This window comes from Mycobacterium neumannii, from assembly GCF_002245615.1.
In the GTDB taxonomy this organism is placed as follows: Bacteria; Actinomycetota; Actinomycetes; order Mycobacteriales; family Mycobacteriaceae; genus Mycobacterium; species Mycobacterium neumannii_A.
Genome location: NZ_NKCO01000002.1, coordinates 368,063 through 390,236 on the forward strand (window position 1 = coordinate 368,063; position 22,174 = coordinate 390,236).

Consider the following 22,174-nt stretch of genomic DNA (forward strand, 5'->3'; position numbering starts at 1 on the left):
AGGCTGGCCGCGTGGGTGGCTTTCTGAGTTGGTGGGACGGTGTCGAGCTCTGGCTCACCGGCCTGCCGTTCGTCGCCCAGACCGCGATGGTGATGCCGGTGGTGCTCGCGTTGGCGTACGGCACCGCGGTCGTGCTCGACGGCGCCCTCGGTAACGGGATCAGGTTGTGGCGCCGTGTTCGCCACGACGAACGGGATGCTGATCAATGAGCGGCGGGATGCCGCGGTCGCGGGTGACGCTGGTGCTCGTCCTCCTGGTGATCCTGGTGATCGTCATGTGGCTGTTCACTCGTTGACGCCGCCGAACTTTCACCGAGCAGGCCGCGGAAACTCTGTTAGGCTTCGCGCCATGCAAACAGCGTCCGGCAACAAGAGCGGCCATGTTCTGGCCCTCATTGCCGTGAGTTTCAGCGCTGTTGCCGATGTCTGTTGTTGTTGCTGACTCCTCCGCCCGTCCGCGGTTCGGTGTCGGTAACGGCTGCCAGATGACGCCTCGCGCTGATCCATCGCCTTCCCGTCGGGACGGGTTCCACCGAAGTCCCCCAACGAAAGGTCCCCGATGGTCAACATCCGCAAAACCTGGCGCGCCGCGGCGGCGCTGGCCACCACCGCCACAGTGCTCGCCGCATGCGGAGGCGGCTCGAGCGATGTGGTCGGAGAGGGCGGCGGGAATGGCGCCGACACGACGCTGACGCTCGTCGCCTATGCCGTGCCCGAACCCGGCTGGAGCAAGATCATTCCCGCATTCGCCGCGACACCGGAAGGTAAAGGCGTCGGCGTCACGACGTCGTACGGCGCCTCGGGCGACCAGTCGCGCGCCGTCGTCGACGGTAAGCCCGCCGACATCGTGAACTTCTCCGTCGAGCCGGACATCACCCGACTCGTTAAGGCCGACAAGGTCACCGAGGACTGGAACGCCGACGCCACCAAGGGCATCCCGTTCGGATCCGTCGTGTCCTTCGCGGTGCGGCCCGGTAACCCCAAGAACATCAGGGACTGGCCGGATCTGCTCAAGCCCGGCGTCGAGGTCATCACGCCCAGCCCGCTGAGCTCCGGGTCCGCCAAGTGGAACCTGCTGGCGCCGTACGCGTGGGCCAGCAAGGGCGGACAGGATCCCCAAGCCGGTCTCGACTACGTCACCGAGCTGGTGACTCAGCACATCAAGCTGCGCCCGAGTTCGGGCCGTGAGGCCACCGACGTGTTCCGGCAGGGCAGCGGTGACGTGCTGCTGGCCTACGAGAACGAGGCGCTGCACTTCGGCTTGGAGTACGTGAACCCGCCGGAGACCTTCAAGATCGAGAACCCTGTCGCCGTGGTGTCGTCGAGCACGCACCTGGACAAGGCGAACGCGCTGAAGAACTTCATCTACACCCCCGAGGCGCAGAAGCTGTGGGCCGAGGCCGGTTTCCGTCCCGTCGATCCCGCGGTGCTCGAGGAGTTCCGGGACAAGTTCCCCGCGCCCGCAAAACTATGGACCGTTGACGACCTCGGAGGCTGGGCGACACTGGATCCCGAGCTGTTCGACAAGGACAACGGCACCATCACCAAGATCTACACCCAGGCGACCGGATGACCCCTTCCGTGAACGCGTTGGGTTCCCCGTATCCTGACGGGAGCCGACCCGAACCCACGAACGGCGAGCGAACAATTAGCCTCTGGGGCCCCCGGTATGGGACCACCTCGCTACGGGTTGGTGCGGCGACGATTTGGCTGAGCATCATCGTGCTGCTGCCGTTGGCCGCGATCCTCTGGCAGTCGGCCGGCGGCGGGTGGCAGGCGTTCTGGCTTGCGGTCACCTCGAACGCGGCCGTCGCGTCGTTCAAGGTGACGCTGACCGTGTCGTTCGGGGTGACGGTGGTCAACCTGGTGTTCGGGCTGTTGGTTGCCTGGGTGCTGACCCGCGACGAATTCGTCGGCAAGCGGCTGATCGACTCAGTGATCGACTTGCCGTTCGCGTTGCCGACGATCGTCGCCAGCCTGGTCATGCTGGCGCTCTACGGCCCCGCCAGCCCGGTCGGGCTGCACCTGCAGCACACCATATGGGGTATCGGGGTGGCGTTGCTGTTTGTCACCCTGCCGTTCGTGGTGCGATCGGTGCAGCCGGTGCTGTTGGAACTGGACCGCGAGATCGAGGAAGCCGCGGCATCGTTGGGGGCCAACAACTGGATCATCTTCACCCGGGTGATGCTGCCCGCACTTCTGCCGTCGCTGCTGTCGGGCGCCGGTCTGGCGTTCTCCCGCGCGATCGGCGAGTTCGGTTCGGTGGTCCTGATCGGCGGCGCCGTGCCTGGCGAGACCGAAGTGTCCTCGCAGTGGATCCGCACCCTGATCGAGAACGACGACCGTACCGGCGCCGCCGCGATCTCGATTGTGCTGCTGGCCATCTCGTTCGTCGTGCTGTTCATCCTGCGCGCGATCGGATCGCGCGCCGCCCGACGCGACGCCTTGGCGCAATGATCCTTTCGCCGGTGGTCAGACACCTGCTTCGCTACCTCGCGCTGACCTACATCGTCGTCTTGGTCGTGGTGCCGGTGGGCCTGATCCTGTGGCGCAGTTTCGCCCCGGGCTTCGGAACCTTTATTGATTGGATAACCACCCCGGCCGCGGTATCCGCTCTGCAACTGTCGCTCTTGGTCGTCGCGATCGTGGTGCCGCTCAACGTGCTGTTTGGCGTGCCGACCGCGGTGGTGCTGGCGCGGAACAAGTTTCGCGGCAAGAGTCTGATGCAGGCCGTGATCGATCTGCCGTTCGCGGTGTCGCCGGTGGTGGTCGGTGTCGCGCTGATCCTGCTGTGGGGCTCGGCGGGGCTGTTCGGATTCGTCGAGAACAACCTCGGCTTCAAGATCATCTTCGGGTTCCCCGGCATCGTGCTAGCCAGCGTCTTCGTCACGGTGCCGTTCGTGATCCGTGAGGTTGAACCGGTGCTGCACGAGATAGGCACCGATCAGGAGGAGGCCGCTGCCACGCTAGGCTCGCAGTGGTGGCAGACGTTCTGGCGGGTCACGCTGCCGTCCATCCGGTGGGGTCTGACCTACGGCGTCGTGCTCACGATCGCACGCACCCTCGGTGAGTACGGGGCCGTGCTGATGGTGTCGTCCAACCTTCCAGGCTCTTCGCAGACGCTCACACTGCTGGTGTCGGACCGGTACAACCGAGGTGAAGAGTATGGGGCGTATGCGGTGTCGACGCTTTTGATGAGTGTGGCGGTCGTGGTCTTGATTACGCAAGTGTTGCTCGACGCGCGCCGGTCCAGAGCCAGCAGATAGGCGGAAAGGGAAGTATGAGCAATGCGATAGCCGTGCGAGGCGCCAACAAGCGATACGGCGACTTCGCGGCCCTGGACAATGTCGATTTCGAAGTACCATCCGGTTCGCTGACCGCATTGCTAGGGCCCAGCGGGTCCGGGAAGTCGACGCTACTACGGGCCATCGCGGGCCTCGACCGGCCCGATTCCGGCACCGTCACGATCAACGGCCGCGACGTCACCAACGTGCCGCCCCAGCGGCGCGGTATCGGTTTCGTGTTCCAGCACTATGCGGCGTTCAAGCACCTGACGGTGCGGGACAACGTCGCGTTCGGGCTGAAGATTCGCAAGCGGCCCAAGGCCGAAATCAAGCAGAAGGTCGACAATCTCCTCGAAGTGGTCGGGCTAGCCGGTTTCCAGACTCGTTACCCGAACCAGCTCTCCGGAGGGCAACGTCAGCGCATGGCGCTGGCCCGCGCGCTGGCCGTGGACCCACAAGTGCTGTTGCTCGACGAACCGTTCGGTGCGCTGGACGCCAAGGTGCGAGAGGATTTGCGCGCTTGGCTGCGCCGGTTGCACGACGAAGTGCAGGTCACCACGGTGCTGGTGACGCACGATCAGTCTGAGGCGCTCGACGTCGCCGACCGGATCGCGGTGCTGAATAGAGGCCGCATCGAGCAGATCGGTTCCCCCGCAGAGGTTTACGATGCACCAGCCAACGCGTTCGTGATGTCGTTTCTAGGTGCGGTTTCCTCGCTGAACGGTGCGCTGGTCCGACCGCACGACATCCGTGTAGGACGCAACCCAGACATGGCGATCGCTTCCACCGACGAGTCGGTGCAGTCCACCGGAGTGGTACGCGCGATCATCGACCGAATTGTCATGCTAGGCTTCGAAGTTCGTGTCGAGTTACACAGTGCGACGGACCAGACGCCCTTCACCGCGCAGATCACCCGCGGCGACGCCGAGGCGCTCGGGCTGAAGGAGGGGGACACTGTCTACGTCCGCGCAACCCGGGTGCCACCGTTGCCCGGCAGCACACAGGATCCACCCGACGATGAGGCCGTGACGAGGGCCTGAGTCGGTTGGGCCGAAGATGGGGCAATTGCCCCATTACGCCAGGTTGACTTCCTGGTTGAGTTGCTCGCATGAACACCAGCACCCCGACCCAGGTCGATCCGGACAAACTGATGGAATTCGTCTTCCGCGCGGTCGAGGAGGCCGGCGCGGCACTCAACTGCGCACTCGTCGTGATGGGCGACCGCCTCGGGTACTACCGGTCGCTTGTCGAGCACGGGCCGAGCACCCCAGCCGAGTTGGCCGAACGCACCGGCACCGACGCGCACTACGCCAGGGAGTGGCTCAACGCGCAAACCGCCGGCGCCTTCGTCGAATACAACCCGGCGACCGGTCGTTATCGGTTGCCGGCCGAGCAGGCCGTGGCGCTCACCGACGAAACAAGCCCGGCCTTCGTCGGCGGTCTCTTCCAGATCGCGCACGGAACCGCATCGGACGCTGGACACATCTTCGAGGCGGCCCGCGCAGGCGTCGGCGTCGCTTGGGGGGATCACAACTCCGACGTCCATGTCGGGTGCGAACGGTTCTTCCGCCCGACCTACGCCGCGCATCTGGTCGACGATTGGATCCCGGCGTTGGACGGTGTCGTGGAGAAACTCAGGAGCGGCGCCCGTGTCGCCGATGTCGGTTGTGGACACGGAGCGTCGACGCTGCTGATGGCCGAAGCCTTTCCCGCCTCGACGTTCGTCGGTGTGGACGGACATGCGAAGTCCATCGAGGTGGCCAGTGCGCGGAACGGGATGCCGGGAGCGGTCAGCTTCCAGACCGCGGCCGCGGACGCGTTCGCGGGTGGGCCGTACGACCTGGTCACGATGTTCGACTGCTTGCACGACATGGGCGATCCAATCGGCGCCGCACGCCACGTGCGGGAGGTCATCGCTGAAGACGGCACATGGATGGTGGTCGAGCCGGCCGCCGGTGACCGGGTGGAGGACAACCTCAACCCGATCGGGCGCGCGTACTACGGCTTTTCCACGTTGCTGTGCACACCGTCGTCATTGGCTCAACCGGTCGGGATGGCGCTCGGCACTCAGGCGGGCCCGGCCCGCATTCGAGATGTCGTGACAGCGGCCGGGTTCCGACGGTTCCGGCTGGCCGCGCAGACCCCGTTCAACAACGTGTTCGAGGTCCGGCCCTGAGGACTACGCAGCGACGGTCCCGGTGGCGGTGATCGCGTCGTACCGGTCCATCACCGTCGCCGCGACGAGGTTGTGCGACCCGAGCGGTTCGGCCATCGCAATACCTTGAGCCCCAGCGTATTCGGCGACGCGATCGGTGATCCGGCCGTGCGCCAAAAACCACGGAGCGATGACCAGGCGTCGGGCCCCGCGGGCACGCAGGCGCTCGGCGGTTTCGGCGACACTCGCGTACGGTCCGGTGGCGAACGCGACTTCGGCTCCCGCCCAGCGCGTTCCGGAGCGCAGAGACTCAGCGACCGTGGCGGTCCTGGCGTTCGCGGCGGGATGCGACGAGCCGACCGCGACGATGAGGACGCCAAGGCCGTCGTCGTCGGGGGAGACCCCGAGCTCGGCCAGCCGCTGCCGCAGCACGCTCAACAGCGCCGGGTCCTCGCCGAGCACCTCGGCCCGATCGACCACCGCGCGCGATTCCTCGATCACCGTGGGGATGTCGATGCGTGCGTGGAAGGCACTGGCCAAAAGGAACGGTACGACCACGGCCGGGGCGTGCAGACCGCTCAGGGTGTCGAGCAGGCTGGGGCCGTTCTGTTCCAGGAACGCCGGACGCACGTCGAGCCACGGACGCAGGCGCCGGATCCGGCCTGCCACCGCATGCGTCACCGCCGCCGAGCGTGGGTCGGCGCTGCCGTGCGCGGTCAGCACGAGGGTCACAGTGACCTCACGATGCGTGCAGCCCGCATTCGATCTTGCCGGTGCCTGCCCAGCGGCCGCTGCGCGGATCGGCGCCTTCGACGGGCTTGGCCGTGCACGGTGCGCAGCCGATCGACGGATAGCCCTCGTAGACGAGCGGATTGACGAGCACACCGTTGGTGTCGATGTAGTTCTGCATGTCCTCGTCGGTCCAGGCCGCCAACGGATTGATCTTCACCAGCCCGAAAGCCTTGTCCCAGCTGATGAACGGCGCGTTGGCGCGCGTAGGCGCCTCGACGCGGCGGATGCCGGTCACCCAGGCCGAGTAGCCGCGCAGCGCCGCCGAGAGCGGCTCGACCTTGCGCATACGGCAGCACTCGTTGGGCTCCCGCGCGAACAGGTCCTTACCGAACAACTCGTCCTGCTCGGCCACGCTCTTCTCGGCGGTGACGTTGACGATGTTGACGTCGTAGACCGCCTCGACGGCGTCGCGGGTGCCGATGGTCTCGACGAAGTGGTACCCCGTGTCGAGGAAGAGGATGTCCACGCCGGGCCGCACCTCTGCAGCGAGATCTATGAGCACGGCGTCCTGCATGTTCGAGGCGACCACGTAATTGCCACCGAAGTTCTCGTCGGTCCAGCGCAGCAGGTCATGCGCGCTCGCGCCCTCGAGTTCGGCCGCGCCGCGCTCGGCGAGCCCCTGCAGATCGGTATCCGTGGTCAAATCGGTCACTTCAAGTCCGCCTCGTCCGCTCGTATCGCCCACGTTGCGAAACGCTCGCCCTGCTCCCTTTGTTTCACGAAGTTGCGAACGACCCGGTCGATGTAGTCGCCGAGCTCACTGGACAGCACCTTGTGCTGGCGCAGCTTGCGGCCGAAACCGCTGTCCAGACCGAGGCTGCCGCCCAGGTGCACCTGGAAACCCTCGACCGAGTTGCCGTCACCGTCGTCGACCATCTGGCCCTTGAACCCGATGTCGGCGACCTGGATGCGCGCGCACGAGTTCGGGCAGCCGTTGATATTCACGGTGATCGGCACATCGAGCTGCGCGTTGATGTCCTCGAGCCGCTTCTCCAACTCCGGAACCAGCACCTGCGCGCGGGTCCGCGTCTCGGTGAACGACAACTTGCAGAACTCGATACCCGTGCAGGCCATCAGGTTCTTGCGCCAGTGCGACGGCTCCGGCGGCAGCCCGAGCGCCTCGAGGCCCGCGGTCAGCTCGGCGAGCTTGTCGTCGGGCACATCGAGGATGATCAGCTTCTGGTAAGGGGTGAACCGGATGCGGTCCGACCCCGCCGCCTCGGCGAGATCGGCCACCTTGGTCAGGATGGTGCCGGAGACCCGGCCCGCGATCGGTGCGACGCCGACGGCGTTGCGTCCGTTCTTCAGTTTCTGGATGCCAACATGGTCGATTGGATGCTTGACCGGTTCGGGTGCGGGCCCGTCGATCAGCTTGCGACCCAGGTACTCCTGTTCGAGAATTTCACGGAACTTTTCTATACCCCAGTCCTTGATCAGGAACTTGAGCCGGGCCTTGGACCGCAGCCGCCGATACCCGTAGTCGCGGAAAACCGCAGTGACCGCCTCCCACACGTCGGCCACCTCGTCAAGCGGAACCCACGCCCCGAGCCGCTGCGCCAGCATCGGGTTGGTTGACAGACCGCCACCCACCCACAGATCAAGCCCGGGGCCGTGTTCGGGGTGGTTCACCCCGATGAAGGAGATGTCGTTGACCTCGTGGGCGACGTCCTGCAGACCGGAGATCGCGGTCTTGTACTTGCGCGGCAGGTTGGAGTACTCGGGGTTGCCGATGTAGCGCCGCACGATCTCGTCCAGGGCCGGCGTCGGATCGAGCACTTCCTCCAGCGATTCGCCGGCCAGCGGCGAGCCCAGCATTCCGCGGGGGCAGTCACCGCACGCCTCGGTGGTCTGCAGACCGTGAGCGGCCAGCCGCTCCCAGATCTCGGGCACGTTCTCGACCTCGAGCCAGTGGTACTGCAGGTTCATCCGGTCGGAGATGTCGGCGGTGTCGCGGGCGAAGTCGATGGAGATCTGGCCCAGCGTGCGCAGTGCGGCCGCCGACAGCGCCTTGCCGTCGCAGCGCACCCGCATCATGAAGTACTTGGCCTCGAGCAGGTCGGCGTTCTCGTCACCGGTCCAGGTGCCGTCGTAGCCCTGCTCACGCTGGGTGTACAGGCCCATCCAGCGGAACCGGCCGCGCAGGTCCTGCTTGTCGATCCCGTCGAAACCGGTCTTGGAGTAGATGTCGATGATGCGGGCGCGCACATTGAGTGCGTCATCGTCCTTCTTGAACTGCTCGTTGGCGTTGAGCGGCTCGCGGTAACCGTGGGCCCACTGGCCCTCGGCGCGGGGCTTCTTTGCGGGTTTCGGCTTGGATTCCGCTGTGGTCATGGTTTTGGCTCCTTTGGGGAGCCGGATCGCGCGTCATCGCCGGGGCTGTCCGGCGGCGCAGATCCGGCGGCCAGCTGAAGTACGGGTGGGCTGGGTCTAGATCAAGCGCGTCAAGGCAGACAGCAACACGTACACACGCGCTTGAAGTCGACGTGCCGACGCACCACCAGCGATACACGCTTGGGGAAGATGCGGAGGGCAGTCACGTCGGCCATTGTGCCACGAATCGCCGCACCTGCCCTAACCGGGCGAGATTTGCGCTCATGGTGAGCAGAACCTCGTCGAGAATGCATCCACGCATCAGAAGTTCGAGTGCACGCCTGCCTGAGTGCAATCTCGCGGCAGGCGGACAATTGCAGACATGGTCCGAACCGTAGCTGCCGAGAACCGTGCGCGGGTGCTGCCGCCGATGACCCCTGCGCAGGGGCGGCCGTTCGGCATCTACATCCACGTGCCGTTCTGCGCGACCCGCTGCGGCTACTGCGACTTCAACACCTACACGCCCGGCGAGCTGGGCGGCGCCAACCCGGACGGGTGGCTTGCGGCGCTGCGGATCGAGTTGGCGCAGGCGGCGGCGCATCTGGGCCGTATCCCCGAGGTCGACAGCGTGTTCGTCGGCGGGGGCACACCGTCGCTGCTGGGCGGGCCCGGGCTGGCCGCGGTTCTCGACGCCGTGCGGGCGCACTTCCCGCTGGCGCCGGGTGCCGAGGTCACCACGGAAGCCAACCCGGAGTCGACGTCTCCGCTGCTGTTCGACCAGCTGTTGGCGGCCGGGTACACCCGGGTCTCGCTGGGCATGCAGTCGGCGGCTGCCCATGTGTTGGCGGCTCTCGACCGGAAACATTCGCCGGGCCGGGCGCTCGCCGCGGCGCGGGAGGCCCGTGCGGCCGGGTTCGGCCACGTCAACCTCGACCTGATCTACGGCACGCCGGGGGAGTCCGACGACGACCTGCTGTGCTCGGTCGACACCGTCGTCGAGGCCGGCGTCGACCATGTCTCGGCCTACGCGCTGGTCATCGAGGACGGCACGGCGATGGCCCGGCGGGTGCGCCGCGGCGAGCTCGTGCCGACCGATGACGACGTGCTGGCCCGCCGCTACGAGCTGCTCGACGCGCGCCTGGCGGAGGCCGGCTTCGCCTGGTACGAGGTCTCGAACTGGAGCAGACCGGGCGGAGAGTGCCAACACAACATCGGCTACTGGAACGGCGGCCAGTGGTGGGGCGCGGGACCGGGTGCGCACGGGTTCGTCGACGCGGTGCGCTGGTGGAACGTCAAGCATCCGAACGCGTACGCCCAAACGTTGACCGATGGTCGCCTGCCGGTGGTCGACTTCGAGCACCTCGACGCCGGCACCCTGCATCTCGAGGACGTGATGCTGCGGGTGCGGTTGCGTGACGGGCTCCCGACGAGCGTGCTGAGTGCGGACGAGCGGGAGCGCGCCGCCGTCGCGATCGCCGACGGGCTGTTGAGCCGGGTTGACGACCGTCTGGTGCTCACCGACCGCGGCAGGCTGCTGGCCGACGCGGTGGTCCGCGACCTGCTGGACTGATCGCCGGGGAACTTCGGCTCCGAAATTCGCCCATAAGCTCACGCTCGCGCGCCGGACATTGAACGATTCTCTGGTGGATGTCGTAGTGATCAGCGATGACGACTGCGGTGGATGAGCGATGACTCCCGACCCCGCGCACGCCGAGTTGCTGCGCGCGATCCACGACGAGCACAGCCAGGCGCTGCTGCGATACGTGCTGCGGCTGACCCGCGGCGACACACCGTTCGCCGAGGACGTGGTGCAGGAAGCGCTGCTGAGGCTGTGGCGCAAACCCGAGATCCTGCAACAGCCGGGTGACGCCGCGCGGGCATGGCTGTTCACCGTCGCACGCAACCTCGTCATCGACGACCGGCGCAGCGCGCGGTTCAGCCGGGAATTGCAGACCGACGACCTGCCCGAGCGGCCGTCGCTCGACGCGATCGGTCCCGCGGTCGACAAGTGGGTGCTGGCCGAGGCGCTGAAATCGCTCAGCGCCGACCACCGCACCGCCATAGTGCGCGCCTACTATTTCGGGCAAACTGTCGCCGACATCGCCGCACACGAGCGGATCGCCCCGGGCACCGTCAAGTCCAGGCTCCATTACGGGTTGCGCGCGTTGCGGATGGCGCTGCAGGAAAGGGGGGTGGTCCAATGAGCGACAAGTTCGACCGGACACCCGTCGCCGACCTCGCCGAATGGGATGCGGCCTACGTGCTCGGCGCGCTGAGCCCGCAGGACCGTCGCGCCTACGAGGACTACCTCGCCGCGAACCCGGCGCGTGCCGCCGAGGTGGCCGGCCTGGCCGAGATGCCCGCGATGCTGGCCGCGCTCAGCCGGGAGGAGGCCGCGGCGCTGATCGATGCGGACGAGGGGTCCGCTGTCGAGCAGTCCGCCGATGTCGCCTCGCTGGCGCAGGCCGCGGCCAAGCGTCAGCGGCGGTCACGCCGCACGATGCTCGCGGCGACGGTCGCGGTCGCGGCCGCGCTGGCGGTCCTCGGCGGTGTCGTGGGCGCCACGGTCTTCCCCCGCACATCGTCGGTGCAGACAGTGGCGATGGAGCCGATGCAGCCCGGCCAGCGCCAGGGCCTGACCGCACAGCTGGCGGTCACCGAGAAGAAGTGGGGCACCGAGCTCAACTGGGCCTGCGAGTACACCAAGGACTGGGCCCGCGACGTCGACAGCTACGACATTGTGGTGACGACGCGCGATGGCGTCCAGACGGCCGTGGGTTCGTGGCGTCCGGCCGGAGACGAGGCGACCGGGCTGTCGGCGGCGACCAGCATCCCGACCGCGGAGATCCGCAGCATCGACATCCGGGTGTCGGGCAGCGACGAACCGCTGGCCGTCCGCACCTTGTGACGGTTCGGACGTGCCTCGACCGTCGGCGGAATGACGTCGCGGCAAGCTGATTCGAACGTGATTGGCACCACGTTCGCCAGGCCCGCGTAGGTTCCACAAATGAGCCCGGTTATGCCAGTATTGCGGCCATGGCGTGTGGCTTCTTAGGCAAGGCTATCCAGGCTTCGGGACTCAGCTGACGTGACCGATACCGCACCATCCGAGGATTCCGCACGCCCCGACGCGGTCGCGATCATCGGGATCGGTTGCCGCGTTGCCGGTGCGATCGGCACCCCGGAACAGTTCTGGACCTTCCTGCTCGACGGCGGCAGCGACGTCCGCGAGGTTCCGCCGGAGCGTTGGGAGCCATACCTTCAGCGCGATCCCCGCAACGCGGCGGTGCTCAAGGATGTCACCCGGTGGGGAACGTTCCTCGACGACCTGGCCGGGTTCGACGCCGAGTTCTTCGGGGTCTCACCGCGCGAGGCCGAGCTGATGGACCCCCAGCAGCGGTTGGCGCTCGAGGTGAGCTGGGAGGCCCTCGAGCACGCCGGCGTTCCGCCGAAGTCGTTGGCGGGCAGCGACACCGCGGTGCTGATGGGCGTCAACTCCGACGACTACGGCAAGCTGATCATGGAAGACCTGCCGGGCATCGAAGCCTGGACCGGCATCGGAACGTCGCTGTGCGGCATCGCCAACCGCGTCTCACACCTGCTCGACCTGCGCGGCCCCAGCGTCGCCCTCGACGCGGCGTGCGCGGCCTCGCTGGTCGCGGTGCACCAGGCGTGCCAGATGCTCAATGCCGGTGAGACGTCGCTGGCGCTGGCTGGCGGGGTCAGCGCGTTGATCGGACCGGGTCTGACCCGGGTGCTCGACGTGGCAGGCGCGACCGCGCCCGACGGCAGGTGCAAGACCTTCGATGCCTCGGCCGACGGCTACGGGCGCGGCGAAGGTGCGGGCGTGGTGGTGCTCAAGCGCCTCGCCGACGCGCTGCGCGACGGCGACCACGTGTACGCGGTCGTGCGAGGCGGCGCGGTGGCGCAGGACGGGCGCACCGTCGGCATCATGTCGCCCAACGGCGACGCGCAGGCCGACATGTTCCGGCGCGCATGCCATTTCGCCGGCATCGCGCCCGCGAGCGTCGGCTTCGTCGAGGCGCACGGTACCGGCACCCCCTCCGGTGACCCCACCGAGGTCGGTGCGCTCGCGTCGGTCTACGGGGCGGGCCGCCCCGCCGATGCGCCGTGCCGGATCGGGTCGGTGAAGCCCAACGTCGGCCACCTCGAAGGCGGCGCCGGAGTGGTGGGACTCATCAAGGCGGCGCTGGCGTTGCACCATCGGACCATCCCCCCGACGGCGGGTGTCACCTCACTGACTCCGGCCGTCGACTGGGCCAACAGCGGCCTGCGGGTGCCGACGCGCGTCGAGCCCTGGGACGGCGCCGACGGTGCGCCGCGGCGGGCCGCGGTGTGCAGTTACGGCTACGGCGGAACGATCGCCCACGTGCTCCTCGAGGAGGCGCCTGCCGCCGAACCGTCCGCGCACCACCCTCCGGCGCAACAGCTTCCGGCGATCATTCCCGTCTCGGCGCGCAACGTCGCCCGATTGCGCACCCAGGCGGGTGCACTCGCCGATCACCTGCGATACCACCGCGCACCGATCGACGAAGTCGCGGCCACGCTGTGGACACGGCGTTCACACGAACCGGCCAGGGCCGCCGTGGTGGCCGACGACACCGACGGTGCGGCGGCCGCGTTGACCGCACTGGCCGAAGACATCCCCGACCCGTCCGTGGTGACCGGTACGGTGCTGCCCGCCGCGGTCGACGGCGCGGTCTGGGTGTTCTCGGGTCACGGCTCACATTGGGCCGGTATGGGTGGCGAACTGCTCACGGCGGCACCGGAATTCGCCGCGGTGATCGACGCGATCGATCCGGTGTTCACCGTGGAGCTGGGGTTCTCGGCGCGCCAGGCGCTGACCACGGGAGAGCTCGGCGGCACCGACCAGGTGCAGGCGCTGACGTTCGCGATGCAGGCGGGTCTGGCCGCGATGCTGCGTGCGCGCGGCGTCACCCCGGCGGCGGTCATCGGACACTCGGTCGGCGAGGTCGCGGCCTGTGTCACCGCAGGGGTTTTCGACCTCACCGTCGGTGCCGCGGTGGCGTGCTACCGCGCCCGCGGCTTCCGGTCGGTGATGGGCAAGGGCGCGATGGCGCTCGTGCGGCTCCCGTTCGCCGAAGCCGAGCGGCGGTTGGCCGGGCGGACCGACGTGGTGGCGGCGATCAGCGCGTCGCTGGAGTCGACCGTGATATCCGGCACGATCGAGGCGGTCGACGGTGTCTGCCGAGAGTGGACCGAGCAAGGCTTCATGGTGCGTCGCGTCAACACCGACGTCGCGTTTCACAGCCCCGCCATGGATGCGCTGACCGGCGAGCTCGGTCGACTCACGGCTTCACTCCCGCCGTCACGCACCCCCGAGATTCCGCTCTACACAACGGCGTTGGCCGATCCCCGCTCGGCGGCGCCACGCGATCAGCATTACTGGGTGGCCAACCTGCGCGACCGGGTGCGGTTCGCGGAAGCCGTTTCGGCGGCTATCGAGGACGAGCATCGGCTGTTCCTCGAGGTCTCGGCGCACCCGGTGGTGGCGCACTCGATCGTCGAGACGCTCACGACGGCCGGTACCGACCAGCACGCCGTCGTCCCGCTGTTGCGTCGTGATCGCCCCCTGATGCATTCGGTGGCAACGGCGGTCGCCGCGCTGCACTGCCATGGTGCACCGGTGCAGCACCAGCTGTCATCGGCACCGTGGGTGGCAGATCTCCCGGTGACGCAGTGGCACCACCGCCACTTCTGGCGCACTCCCACCCCTCCGCCCGGCGGCCGGGGTGTGCACGACGTCGACACCCACACCCTGCTCGGGGGCCGGATCGAGGTGACCGGCGCGGTCGCCTCCAAGATGTGGCAGACCCGCGTGGATCTCGACTCCCGTCCGTATCCGGGCGACCACCCGGTGAAGGGCACCGAAATCGTGCCCGCCGCCGTCATCGTCAACACCTTCCTCGGCGTGTCCAACGAGCTGGACACGCGCTGCGACCGTGCGGGCAGGGACCTCGTCGACGTCCGGCTGCGCACCCCGGTGGCGCCCGGACGCGCCCGCGACGTGCAGGTGGTCCTGCAGGACCACGGGCTGACCTTGGCCACCCGCCTCGTCGACGACGACGAGGACACCGTCGACGGCGGCTGGTTGACCCACAGCAGCGCGGTGGTCGCAGCCGACGACGACATCGAAGACCTCCTCGGGGAGGTGCTCGACGAGTCGTCCGTGCGCGACGGCTGCCGTGATCCACTGCCCTCGAACCACGTCGTGGACACGCTGGCAACGCTGGGTGTGGCCGCGATGGGATTCGACTGGGAGATCCTCGAACTGCACGGCGGCGACGGCGAACTGCTCGCCAAGGTCGCCGCGCGCGGGGACCGTACGACGCCGGACACCTGGGCCCCGCTGCTGGACGCGGCGACCTCGGCGGCCTCCACGGTGTTCGACGGGCCACCGCGACTGCGGATGCCCGCCCACATCGACCGCGTGCAGGTGCACGGCCGACCGCCGGCGGTGGCGCTGCTGCACGTTCGGCGCAGGCCCGGAACCACCACGACCGACGTCTTGCTCGCCGAAGAGTCCGGCAAGGTCCTCGCCTCGCTGACGGGTATGTCGTTCGAAGAGCTCGAAAACCCTTCCGGCAGCGATCTTTCCCGGATGCTGCACCGGCTCTCGTGGCATCCGGTGCCGTGGCAGGCCGACAGCCGGCCCGGGGCGGTCGTGATCGTCGGCGGAGACACCGCCATCCGCGAGTTCGTGACGCGGGACCTCTCGGCTGCCGAGGTGCCGCATGCGCTTTACGGCGATGCGGCCGAGATTTCCTCTGCGGCTGAGTCGTTCGACCGTGACACCGTCGTGCTAGTGCTCCCGAGCACGCACGACACACCTGAACAGTCGGTCGCGGTGGTGACGCAGACGCTGCGCGGACTGCTCGACCACGGCGCCAAGGCGCGGATGTGGGTGCTCACGCAGGGCGTGTACGAGGGCGCGAACGTGGCGCACGCACCGCTGTGGGGGTTGGCAAGGGTCGCCGCCGCCGAACACCCGAAGACCTTCGGCGGCGTGATCGACGTGGCCACAGCCGAACTGCCGGTCGGGGTCCTCTCATCGGTGCAGGGCCATCCGGTCGTGGCCTTCCGCGACGGTGCCGCCCAATCGGCTCGGCTGTCCGCGGCGGGGCGGGGGACCGGAGCGCCGATGCAATGCTCGGCAGGCGGCACCTATGTCATCACCGGCGGCACCGGTGCGCTCGGCTTGCAAATGGCGCAGCGGCTTGCCGACATCGGCGCACGGCGATTGGTGTTGCTCTCCCGCAGCGGCATGCCCGATCGTTCGCAGTGGCAACCGGATTCGGAGCTGGTCCACACGGTCACCGCACTCGAGGAGCGCGGTGTGTCCGTGCGCGTGGTGGCGTTGGACATCGCCGCGGCAGGGGCGGCCGACGCGTTGCGCGCCGTGCTGCGCGAACTGCCTCCGGTGCGCGGGGTGATCCACGCCGCCGGTGTCGAAGCGGGTGCGCTGTTGGTCAACACGACGCCCGAGGACTTCACCGCGGCGATGCGTCCCAAGGTCGACGGGACGCTGACCCTTCACGAGGTCTTCCCACCCGAACAGTTGGACTGGCTGGTGCTGTTCTCGTCGTGCGGCTACCTCGCCGGCTTCCCCGGCCAGGGCGCCTACGCATGCGCGAACTCGTTCCTCGACGGAATGGCGCGCCACCGGCGGGCGCTCGGTGACCGCACCGTCAGCGTCGCCTGGACCGCGTGGCGCGGCCTGGGCATGGGCTCGACGTCCGGGTTCGTCGCGGCGCAACTGGACGCGCTGGGCATGGACACCATCGGGGCGGACGAAGCGATGCGGGCACTCGACCTGGCGATGCGCCACGACGATCCGAACGTTGTTGTGCTGCCGCTACTTCCGGCGGCAGCGTCGGTGCCGATGCTGGCCGACGTGGCGCCCACCGAACTCGATGCCCCGGGAGGCGACGATGCACCGGAGGTGAGCCTGGTGGACGCCGACCCCGAACGCGTCGCCCAGGTCGTCACCGCCGCGGTGGCCGCACAGTTGGGCGTGGCCGAGGCCGACGTCGACACCGGTTTGCCGCTGGTGGAGGTCGGCGTGGACTCGATCATGACGGTCGGGCTGCTCAAGCAGCTGGAGAAGCAGACCGGGTTGTCGTTACCACCGACACTGCTGTGGGAGTACCCGACGGCGGCGGCGGTCTCCGAACGCCTCGTCGAGCTGCTCGGCGCACCGGAGGGTGCGGAGACGGTCGAGGTGTCCTGACCGAGAACCCGCCGAAACTGAAGGTTTGCACGAAAAGCCGCCAATATTTGCTGCAGTTCTTCAGTTTCGGCGGCGCGTCAGCTCGTGTCACGACGTGAGCGCAGTGACGACCTTCTTCTTGTCGACCTTGCCGACCGCGGTCTTGGGCAGCGCGGGCAGCGGTGCCAGCACGTCGGGCCTGCAGTGCGCCGACACCCCCCGCTCGTCGAGGAACTGGTTGAGCTCGGCCAGGGTGATCGGGGCGCCCTTGAAGACGACTGCGGCGCAGATCTTTTCGCCGAGGAACTCGTCGGGCAGCGCCACCGCCGCCGCGGTGTAGACCGCCGGGTGGGCGAACAGATGCTCTTCGAGGTCCGACGCCGACACCGTCTCACCGCCGCGGTGGATGACGTCCTTGATGCGGCCGGTCACCTCGACGTAGCCGGCGCGCGGGCCGTCGGCGAAGATCCGCACGCGGTCGCCGCTGCGGTAGAAGCCGTCCGGGGTGAACGAGCGCGCGTTCGCCTCCTCGGCGCGGTAGTAGCCGTTGAGCGTGTAGGGGCCCCGCACCAGCAGCTCGCCCTCTTCACCGGGCGCCACCTGCGCGCCGGACTCGTCGACCACGCGCATCTCGTCGTGCGGAGACATCGGCCTGCCCTGGGTGTTGACCACGACGTCGACCGGATCGCCGGGACGGGTGAAGTTGAGCATGCCCTCGGCCATGCCGAAGATCTGCTGCAGCCCGGACGTGAGCGCGGACAGGATGTACTCGGCCTCCTGCGGTGTCATCCGCGAACCGCCGACCTGGACGAGCCGCAACCCCGTCGGCAGCACCGGCTCCCACTCGCACGCCTGGGTCCACACCTTGGCCAGCGCGTTGACCAGCGCGGTGACCGTGACCCTGTGCCGGTCGATCAGCGCGAACGCGGCCTCTGGACTGGCATCGGTGGTGAAAACCGATGTCGCGCCGACGGTCATCGACCCCAGCAGTCCCGGGCACGCCAGCGGGAAATTGTGCCCGGCGGGCAACACCACGAGGTAGACGTCATCGCCGGTCAGGTGGCACTCCTGGGCGCTCGCCCTGGCGGTGTAGAGGTAGTCGTTGTGGGTGCGGGCGATGAGCTTCGGCAGTCCGGTGGTGCCACCCGACACCAGTAGGAGGGCGGGCGCATCGGGGTCGACCGGCGGCCGCTCGGCGAGGGGACCGTCGAAATCGGCCAGCGCGGACCAGGATTGGAACCGGCCCGGGTCGCCGTGGACGAACACGTGCCGCAGCGCCGGGTTGTCCCTGACGAGTTCCTGGGCCAGCTCGCGGTAGTCGAACCCGCCGACCGAATCGGGCACGATCAGGCCCACCGCACCGCTGACCGCGGCGAAATGGTTCAGCTCCGCCGACCTGTGCCCCGGCAGGCACATCACCGGGACGACGCCGGCCCGCAGCACACCGAACAGCGCAACGGCGAACTCGCAGGTGTTCGGCAACTGCACCAGCATGCGGTCGCCGGGGAGGATGCCGTGGTCGGCCAGCGCCGCCGCGATCCGCTCGGCGCGGGCGTCGAGTTCGGCGAACGTGTAGCTGACGTGGTCGTCGATGACGGCGGTCCGATCGGGCCACGCCGCGACCGCATCTTTGAGGATCGACTCGAGTGGTTCATCGGTCCAGTAGCCCGCGCGCCGGTACTCGTCGGCGCGGTCTGCGGGGAACGGCACGAAACCCGTCATGAGGTCGCCGAGCCCGCCTTTCCGAAGCGGTTGATCTGCTTGTGGGCACTGCTCGAAACCGGTGCTCATGAAGGATGCGACCCCTTGGGGTAGGTGTGTTCGGTAGGTCGCATATAAGGTAGCGTGCCCCGCGTTAGTTAGGGCAGCCTGTACTAATCCGGAGGACGCGTCGTGGGTGTGGGTGAGACTGGTTCGTCGACAGAGCGAACAACCGATCGCACCGTCCGCGTGGAGGTCGCCGAACTGCTCGGGGTGAGTCCCGACGAGGTCGACCCGCACGCCGACCTGATCGCCTCCGGGCTCGACTCGATCCGCATGATGTCGCTGTCTGGCCGGTGGCGCAAACAGGGCATGGACATCAACTTCGCCGCTCTCGCGGAGAATCCCACCGTGGCGGCGTGGTCGGCACTGGTGGCCGAGCGGTCCGGGGGCGGCGGCGCCGAGCCGGCGGCCGAGCCCGCGCAGACCGGCGACGAAAACCAACCCTTCCCGTTGGCGCCGATGCAGCACGCGATGTGGTTGGGCCGCAACGACGATCAGCAGCTCGGCGGCGTTGCCGCGCACCTGTACGTCGAATTCGACGGTGCCGGCGTCGACCCCGAGCGGTTACAGCACGCGGCCACCAAACTCGTTGCGCGCCACCCGATGTTGCGCGTCGAGATCCTTCCCGACGGCACGCAGCGCATCGGTGACCGCGGACTGCCCGTGACGGTCCACGACCTGCGGGACCTCGACGCCGAGGCCGCCGAGCAACGACTCGAGTCCATCCGGCACGAGAAATCGCACCAGATCCTCGACGGCGACGTGCTCGAGTTGAGCTTGTCGCTGCGGCCCGGCGGTCGCACCCGGCTGCACGTCGACATGGACATGAACGCCGCCGACGCGGTGAGCTACCGCAAGTTCATGGCCGACCTCGCGGTGTTCTACCGCGGCGGCGATCTTCCCGATCTGGGTTACACCTACCGGGAGTACCGCGCCGCGCTGGCCGCGTCCGATCCGGGCCCCTCCGACGAAGACGTGCGGTGGTGGGCCGAGCGCATCCCCGACCTTCCCGAATCGCCCGCGCTGCCGCTGATTCCGCCTGCCGAACAGGACGACCCGCGGCGTAGCGTGCGGCTCTGGCACATCTTCGACGTCCCGACCCGCGACGCCTTGTTCGCCGCCGCGCACCGCCGTGGCATCACGCCCGCGATGGCCGTTGCGGCGTCGTATTCCCATGCGCTGGCGCGCTGGTCGAGCGGTTCGCGGTTCCTGCTGAACCTGCCGATGTTCGGCCGTGAGCCGTTCCATCCCGACGTCGAGAAACTCGTCGGCTGCTTCACGTCCTCTCTGATGCTCGACATCGACCTCACCGAAGCCCGCACGCCCGCACAGCGGGCACGCGCCGTGCAGGAGACGTTGCACAACACCGCACGGCACTCGAGGTACTCGGGCCTGTCGGTGTTGCGCGACCTCGGTCGCCACCGCGGCAACCAGGTGCTGGCACCGATCGTCTACACCAGCGCACTGGGTCTCGGCGACCTGTTCGCCGGCGAGGTCACCGACCAGTTCGGGGCACCGGTCTGGACGATCTCGCAAGGCCCGCAGGTGCTCATCGACGCGCAGGCCACCCCGCTCGCCGACGGCCTGATGATCAACTGGGATGTGCGCGTCGACGCGTTCCGGCCCGGTGTCGCCGACGAGATGTTCGCCTACCACCTCGCCGAGCTGACCCGGCTCGCGACCGACGACGCCGCCTGGGACGCATTCGATCCGCCCGCGGTGCCCGAGGCGCAGCGAGCCGTGCGGCAGGCGGTCAACAGCACCACCGCGCCGCCGAGCGGTGAGGCGATCCACGACGGGTTCTTCAACCGAGCGCTCGCCGCCCCCGACGCCCCGGCGGTCTTCAGCGGCGACGGCGAGATGACCTATGGAGAACTTCGCGACCGGGCCCTGAGCGTGGCGGTGACGTTGCGCGACAACGGCGTTCGACCCGGCGATCTTGTCGCACTGATCGGTCCCAAGTGTGTCGAACAGATTGCCGCGGTGCTCGGCATCCTCGCGGCGGGCGCCGCCTATCTCCCGATCGGTGCGGACCAACCCGATGAGCGCACCGCCCGGATTCTCGAGTCGAGCACGGTGGCCGCGGTGCTCGTTTGCGGCGGCGCGCGGGCGAACCACACCGGCGTGCCGGTCATCGCCGTCGCCGACGCGGTCACCCGCGACACCGACGCGCAACCCGTCCAGACCGACCCGAATTCGCTTGCCTATGTACTGTTCACCTCGGGTTCGACCGGCGAGCCCAAGGGTGTCGAGCTCACCCACGACGCGGTGATGAACACCATCGAGTTCGTCTCCGAGCACTTCGGATTGCACCGGGGTGATCGCAGCCTGGCGCTGGCCTCGTTGGAGGCCGACATGTCGGTGCTGGAGATTTTCGCGCTTTTGCGCGCGGGCGGCGCGGTCGTGGTGGTCGACGAGGATCAGCGCCGCGATCCGGACACCTGGGCGCGGTTGATCCAGCAGCACGGGGTGACGTTCCTGAACTGGATGCCCGGATGGCTCGACATGCTGCTCGAGGTCGGCGGTGACCGGCTGACCGGCTTGCGGGTTGTTCTACTCGGCGGCGACTGGGTGCGACCGGAACTGATTCGGGCCCTGCGCAACTCGACTCCGGGCGTCCGCGCCGCCGGTTTGGGCGGGGCGACCGAGACCGCGGTGCACGGCACGATCTGCGAGGTCGACGATCCGCCCGCGCACTGGACGTCGGTGCCCTACGGCACCCCGTTCCCGAACAACGCCTGCCGCGTGGTGGCCGCCGACGGGTCGGACTGCCCCGACTGGGTGCCCGGCGAACTGTGGTTCACCGGCCGCGGCATCGCGCGCGGATACCGCGGGCGACCCGACTTGACGGCCGAGAAGTTCGTCGAGCACGACGGCCGAACCTGGTACCGCAGCGGCGATCTCGTCCGCTACCTGCCCGACGGGACACTGGAGTTCGTCGGCCGTGTCGACCACCGGGTCAAGATCAGCGGATACCGCATCGAACTCGGTGACGTCGAGGCCGCGCTGAAGCGGGTCGCCGGAATCGACGCCGCGGTCGCCGCCGTCATTCCCGGCGAACGCGATGTGCTCGCGGCGTTGGTGCGCACCGACGACCCCGCGGTCGACGCGCGGACGGTCACCCAGGCCATGACCGATCTCGTGCCCGCCCACATGATCCCGAAGATCATCGCGGTGTCCGACCGCATCCCGTTCACCGTCAACGGCAAGATCGACCGCAAGGCCGCGGCCTGGCTGCTCGCTGACGTGGAACCGCCTGCGGCCCAGGAGTACCGGGCGCCGGCCACACCGTTGGAGTCGGCGTTGGTGGCGATCGTCGCAGACGTGCTCGATGTCGATGACGACGTGCGCGTGGGTGTGGACGACGACTTCTTCTCCCTCGGTGGGGATTCCGTGCTCGCCACCCAGGTGATCGCCCGGGTGCGCGACTGGCTGGACACCCCGACGGTGTTGGTCACCGACATGTTCGCCGCCCGGTGCGTCGCCAAACTCGCCGAACGACTCCTGGGCCGCGAACCCGACGCCGAGCGGCTCAACGCGGTCGCCGAGGTGTACCTGGAGGTCGCGCAGATGGACAGCGCCGCGGTGCTGTCCGAGCTCGAGTCGTCAGCCTAGGGCC

Annotated in this window: 16 protein-coding genes; 12 read left to right on the forward strand and 4 right to left on the reverse strand. The window is 68.4% G+C overall.

The window, feature by feature from the left end:
• Positions 1-11 precede the first annotated feature (11 nt).
• The 7 genes from CEX88_RS04420 to CEX88_RS04445 all read left to right on the forward strand — a co-directional run bounded on the left by CEX88_RS04420 (position 12) and on the right by CEX88_RS04445 (position 5,459).
• Positions 12-209, forward strand: coding sequence for a hypothetical protein (locus tag CEX88_RS04420; protein WP_066841672.1), 198 nt, complete (start codon positions 12-14; stop codon positions 207-209).
• A 139-nt stretch (positions 210-348) separates the two neighbouring features.
• Entirely contained in the window at positions 349-441 is a 93-nt protein-coding gene (locus CEX88_RS26580) for an Ms4533A family Cys-rich leader peptide (protein ID WP_353612094.1), read from the forward strand.
• A gap of 117 nt (positions 442-558) precedes the next feature.
• Positions 559-1,572, forward strand: coding sequence for a sulfate ABC transporter substrate-binding protein (locus CEX88_RS04425; protein ID WP_094292514.1), 1,014 nt, complete (start codon positions 559-561; stop codon positions 1,570-1,572).
• Positions 1,569-2,456, forward strand: a complete 888-nt coding sequence (gene cysT, locus CEX88_RS04430; protein WP_082961583.1) for a sulfate ABC transporter permease subunit CysT — start codon at positions 1,569-1,571, stop codon at positions 2,454-2,456. The genes CEX88_RS04425 and cysT overlap by 4 nt, the downstream gene beginning before the upstream one ends.
• Positions 2,453-3,265 carry a sulfate ABC transporter permease subunit CysW gene (gene cysW / locus CEX88_RS04435; RefSeq protein ID WP_066841674.1) on the forward strand — a complete coding sequence of 271 codons (813 nt, stop codon included), beginning with the start codon at positions 2,453-2,455 and terminating at the stop codon, positions 3,263-3,265. Before cysT ends, cysW begins: the two co-directional genes overlap by 4 nt.
• Positions 3,266-3,279: 14 nt before the next feature.
• The gene (locus tag CEX88_RS04440) at positions 3,280-4,323 is read left to right on the forward strand and encodes a sulfate/molybdate ABC transporter ATP-binding protein (protein WP_066841675.1); all 1,044 of its coding nucleotides are present in this window, start codon (positions 3,280-3,282) and stop codon (positions 4,321-4,323) included.
• 68 nt (positions 4,324-4,391) lie between these two features.
• Positions 4,392-5,459 carry a class I SAM-dependent methyltransferase gene (locus CEX88_RS04445; RefSeq protein ID WP_066841676.1) on the forward strand — a complete coding sequence of 356 codons (1,068 nt, stop codon included), beginning with the start codon at positions 4,392-4,394 and terminating at the stop codon, positions 5,457-5,459.
• A 3-nt stretch (positions 5,460-5,462) separates the two neighbouring features.
• Here the strand turns inward: CEX88_RS04445 and CEX88_RS04450 are convergent, their stop codons facing one another.
• Genes CEX88_RS04450 through CEX88_RS04460 form a run of 3 tightly spaced genes read right to left on the reverse strand, consistent with a single transcriptional unit; the run spans position 5,463 to position 8,561 of the window.
• On the reverse strand, positions 5,463-6,170 hold the full coding sequence (locus CEX88_RS04450) for a sirohydrochlorin chelatase (RefSeq protein WP_066841677.1): 708 nt from the start codon (positions 6,168-6,170) through the stop codon (positions 5,463-5,465).
• 7 nt (positions 6,171-6,177) lie between these two features.
• On the reverse strand, positions 6,178-6,882 hold the full coding sequence (locus tag CEX88_RS04455) for a phosphoadenylyl-sulfate reductase (protein ID WP_094292515.1): 705 nt from the start codon (positions 6,880-6,882) through the stop codon (positions 6,178-6,180).
• Positions 6,879-8,561, reverse strand: a complete 1,683-nt coding sequence (locus CEX88_RS04460) for a nitrite/sulfite reductase (protein WP_094292516.1) — start codon at positions 8,559-8,561, stop codon at positions 6,879-6,881. Before CEX88_RS04460 ends, CEX88_RS04455 begins: the two co-directional genes overlap by 4 nt.
• A 361-nt stretch (positions 8,562-8,922) precedes the next feature.
• Here CEX88_RS04460 and hemW point away from each other — a divergent pair, with 361 nt between their 5' ends.
• The 4 genes from hemW to CEX88_RS04480 all read left to right on the forward strand — a co-directional run bounded on the left by hemW (position 8,923) and on the right by CEX88_RS04480 (position 16,812).
• Positions 8,923-10,110: a radical SAM family heme chaperone HemW gene (hemW, locus tag CEX88_RS04465; protein WP_094292517.1), complete on the forward strand. Its 1,188-nt coding sequence runs from the start codon at positions 8,923-8,925 to the stop codon at positions 10,108-10,110.
• A 118-nt stretch (positions 10,111-10,228) separates the two neighbouring features.
• Positions 10,229-10,744: a sigma-70 family RNA polymerase sigma factor gene (locus CEX88_RS04470; RefSeq protein WP_094292518.1), complete on the forward strand. Its 516-nt coding sequence runs from the start codon at positions 10,229-10,231 to the stop codon at positions 10,742-10,744.
• A complete protein-coding gene (locus tag CEX88_RS04475) occupies positions 10,741-11,448 on the forward strand; it encodes an anti-sigma factor family protein (protein ID WP_094292519.1) in 708 nt (235 codons plus the stop codon). The genes CEX88_RS04470 and CEX88_RS04475 overlap by 4 nt, the downstream gene beginning before the upstream one ends.
• Positions 11,449-11,628: 180 nt before the next feature.
• Positions 11,629-16,812, forward strand: coding sequence for a type I polyketide synthase (locus CEX88_RS04480; protein WP_094292520.1), 5,184 nt, complete (start codon positions 11,629-11,631; stop codon positions 16,810-16,812).
• 87 nt (positions 16,813-16,899) lie between these two features.
• Here the strand turns inward: CEX88_RS04480 and CEX88_RS04485 are convergent, their stop codons facing one another.
• On the reverse strand, positions 16,900-18,582 hold the full coding sequence (locus CEX88_RS04485) for a (2,3-dihydroxybenzoyl)adenylate synthase (protein WP_094292521.1): 1,683 nt from the start codon (positions 18,580-18,582) through the stop codon (positions 16,900-16,902).
• Between the two features lie 102 nt (positions 18,583-18,684).
• Here CEX88_RS04485 and CEX88_RS04490 point away from each other — a divergent pair, with 102 nt between their 5' ends.
• Complete coding sequence (locus CEX88_RS04490) at positions 18,685-22,170, forward strand: non-ribosomal peptide synthetase (protein WP_094292522.1); 3,486 nt, start codon at positions 18,685-18,687, stop codon at positions 22,168-22,170.
• Positions 22,171-22,174 lie beyond the last annotated feature (4 nt).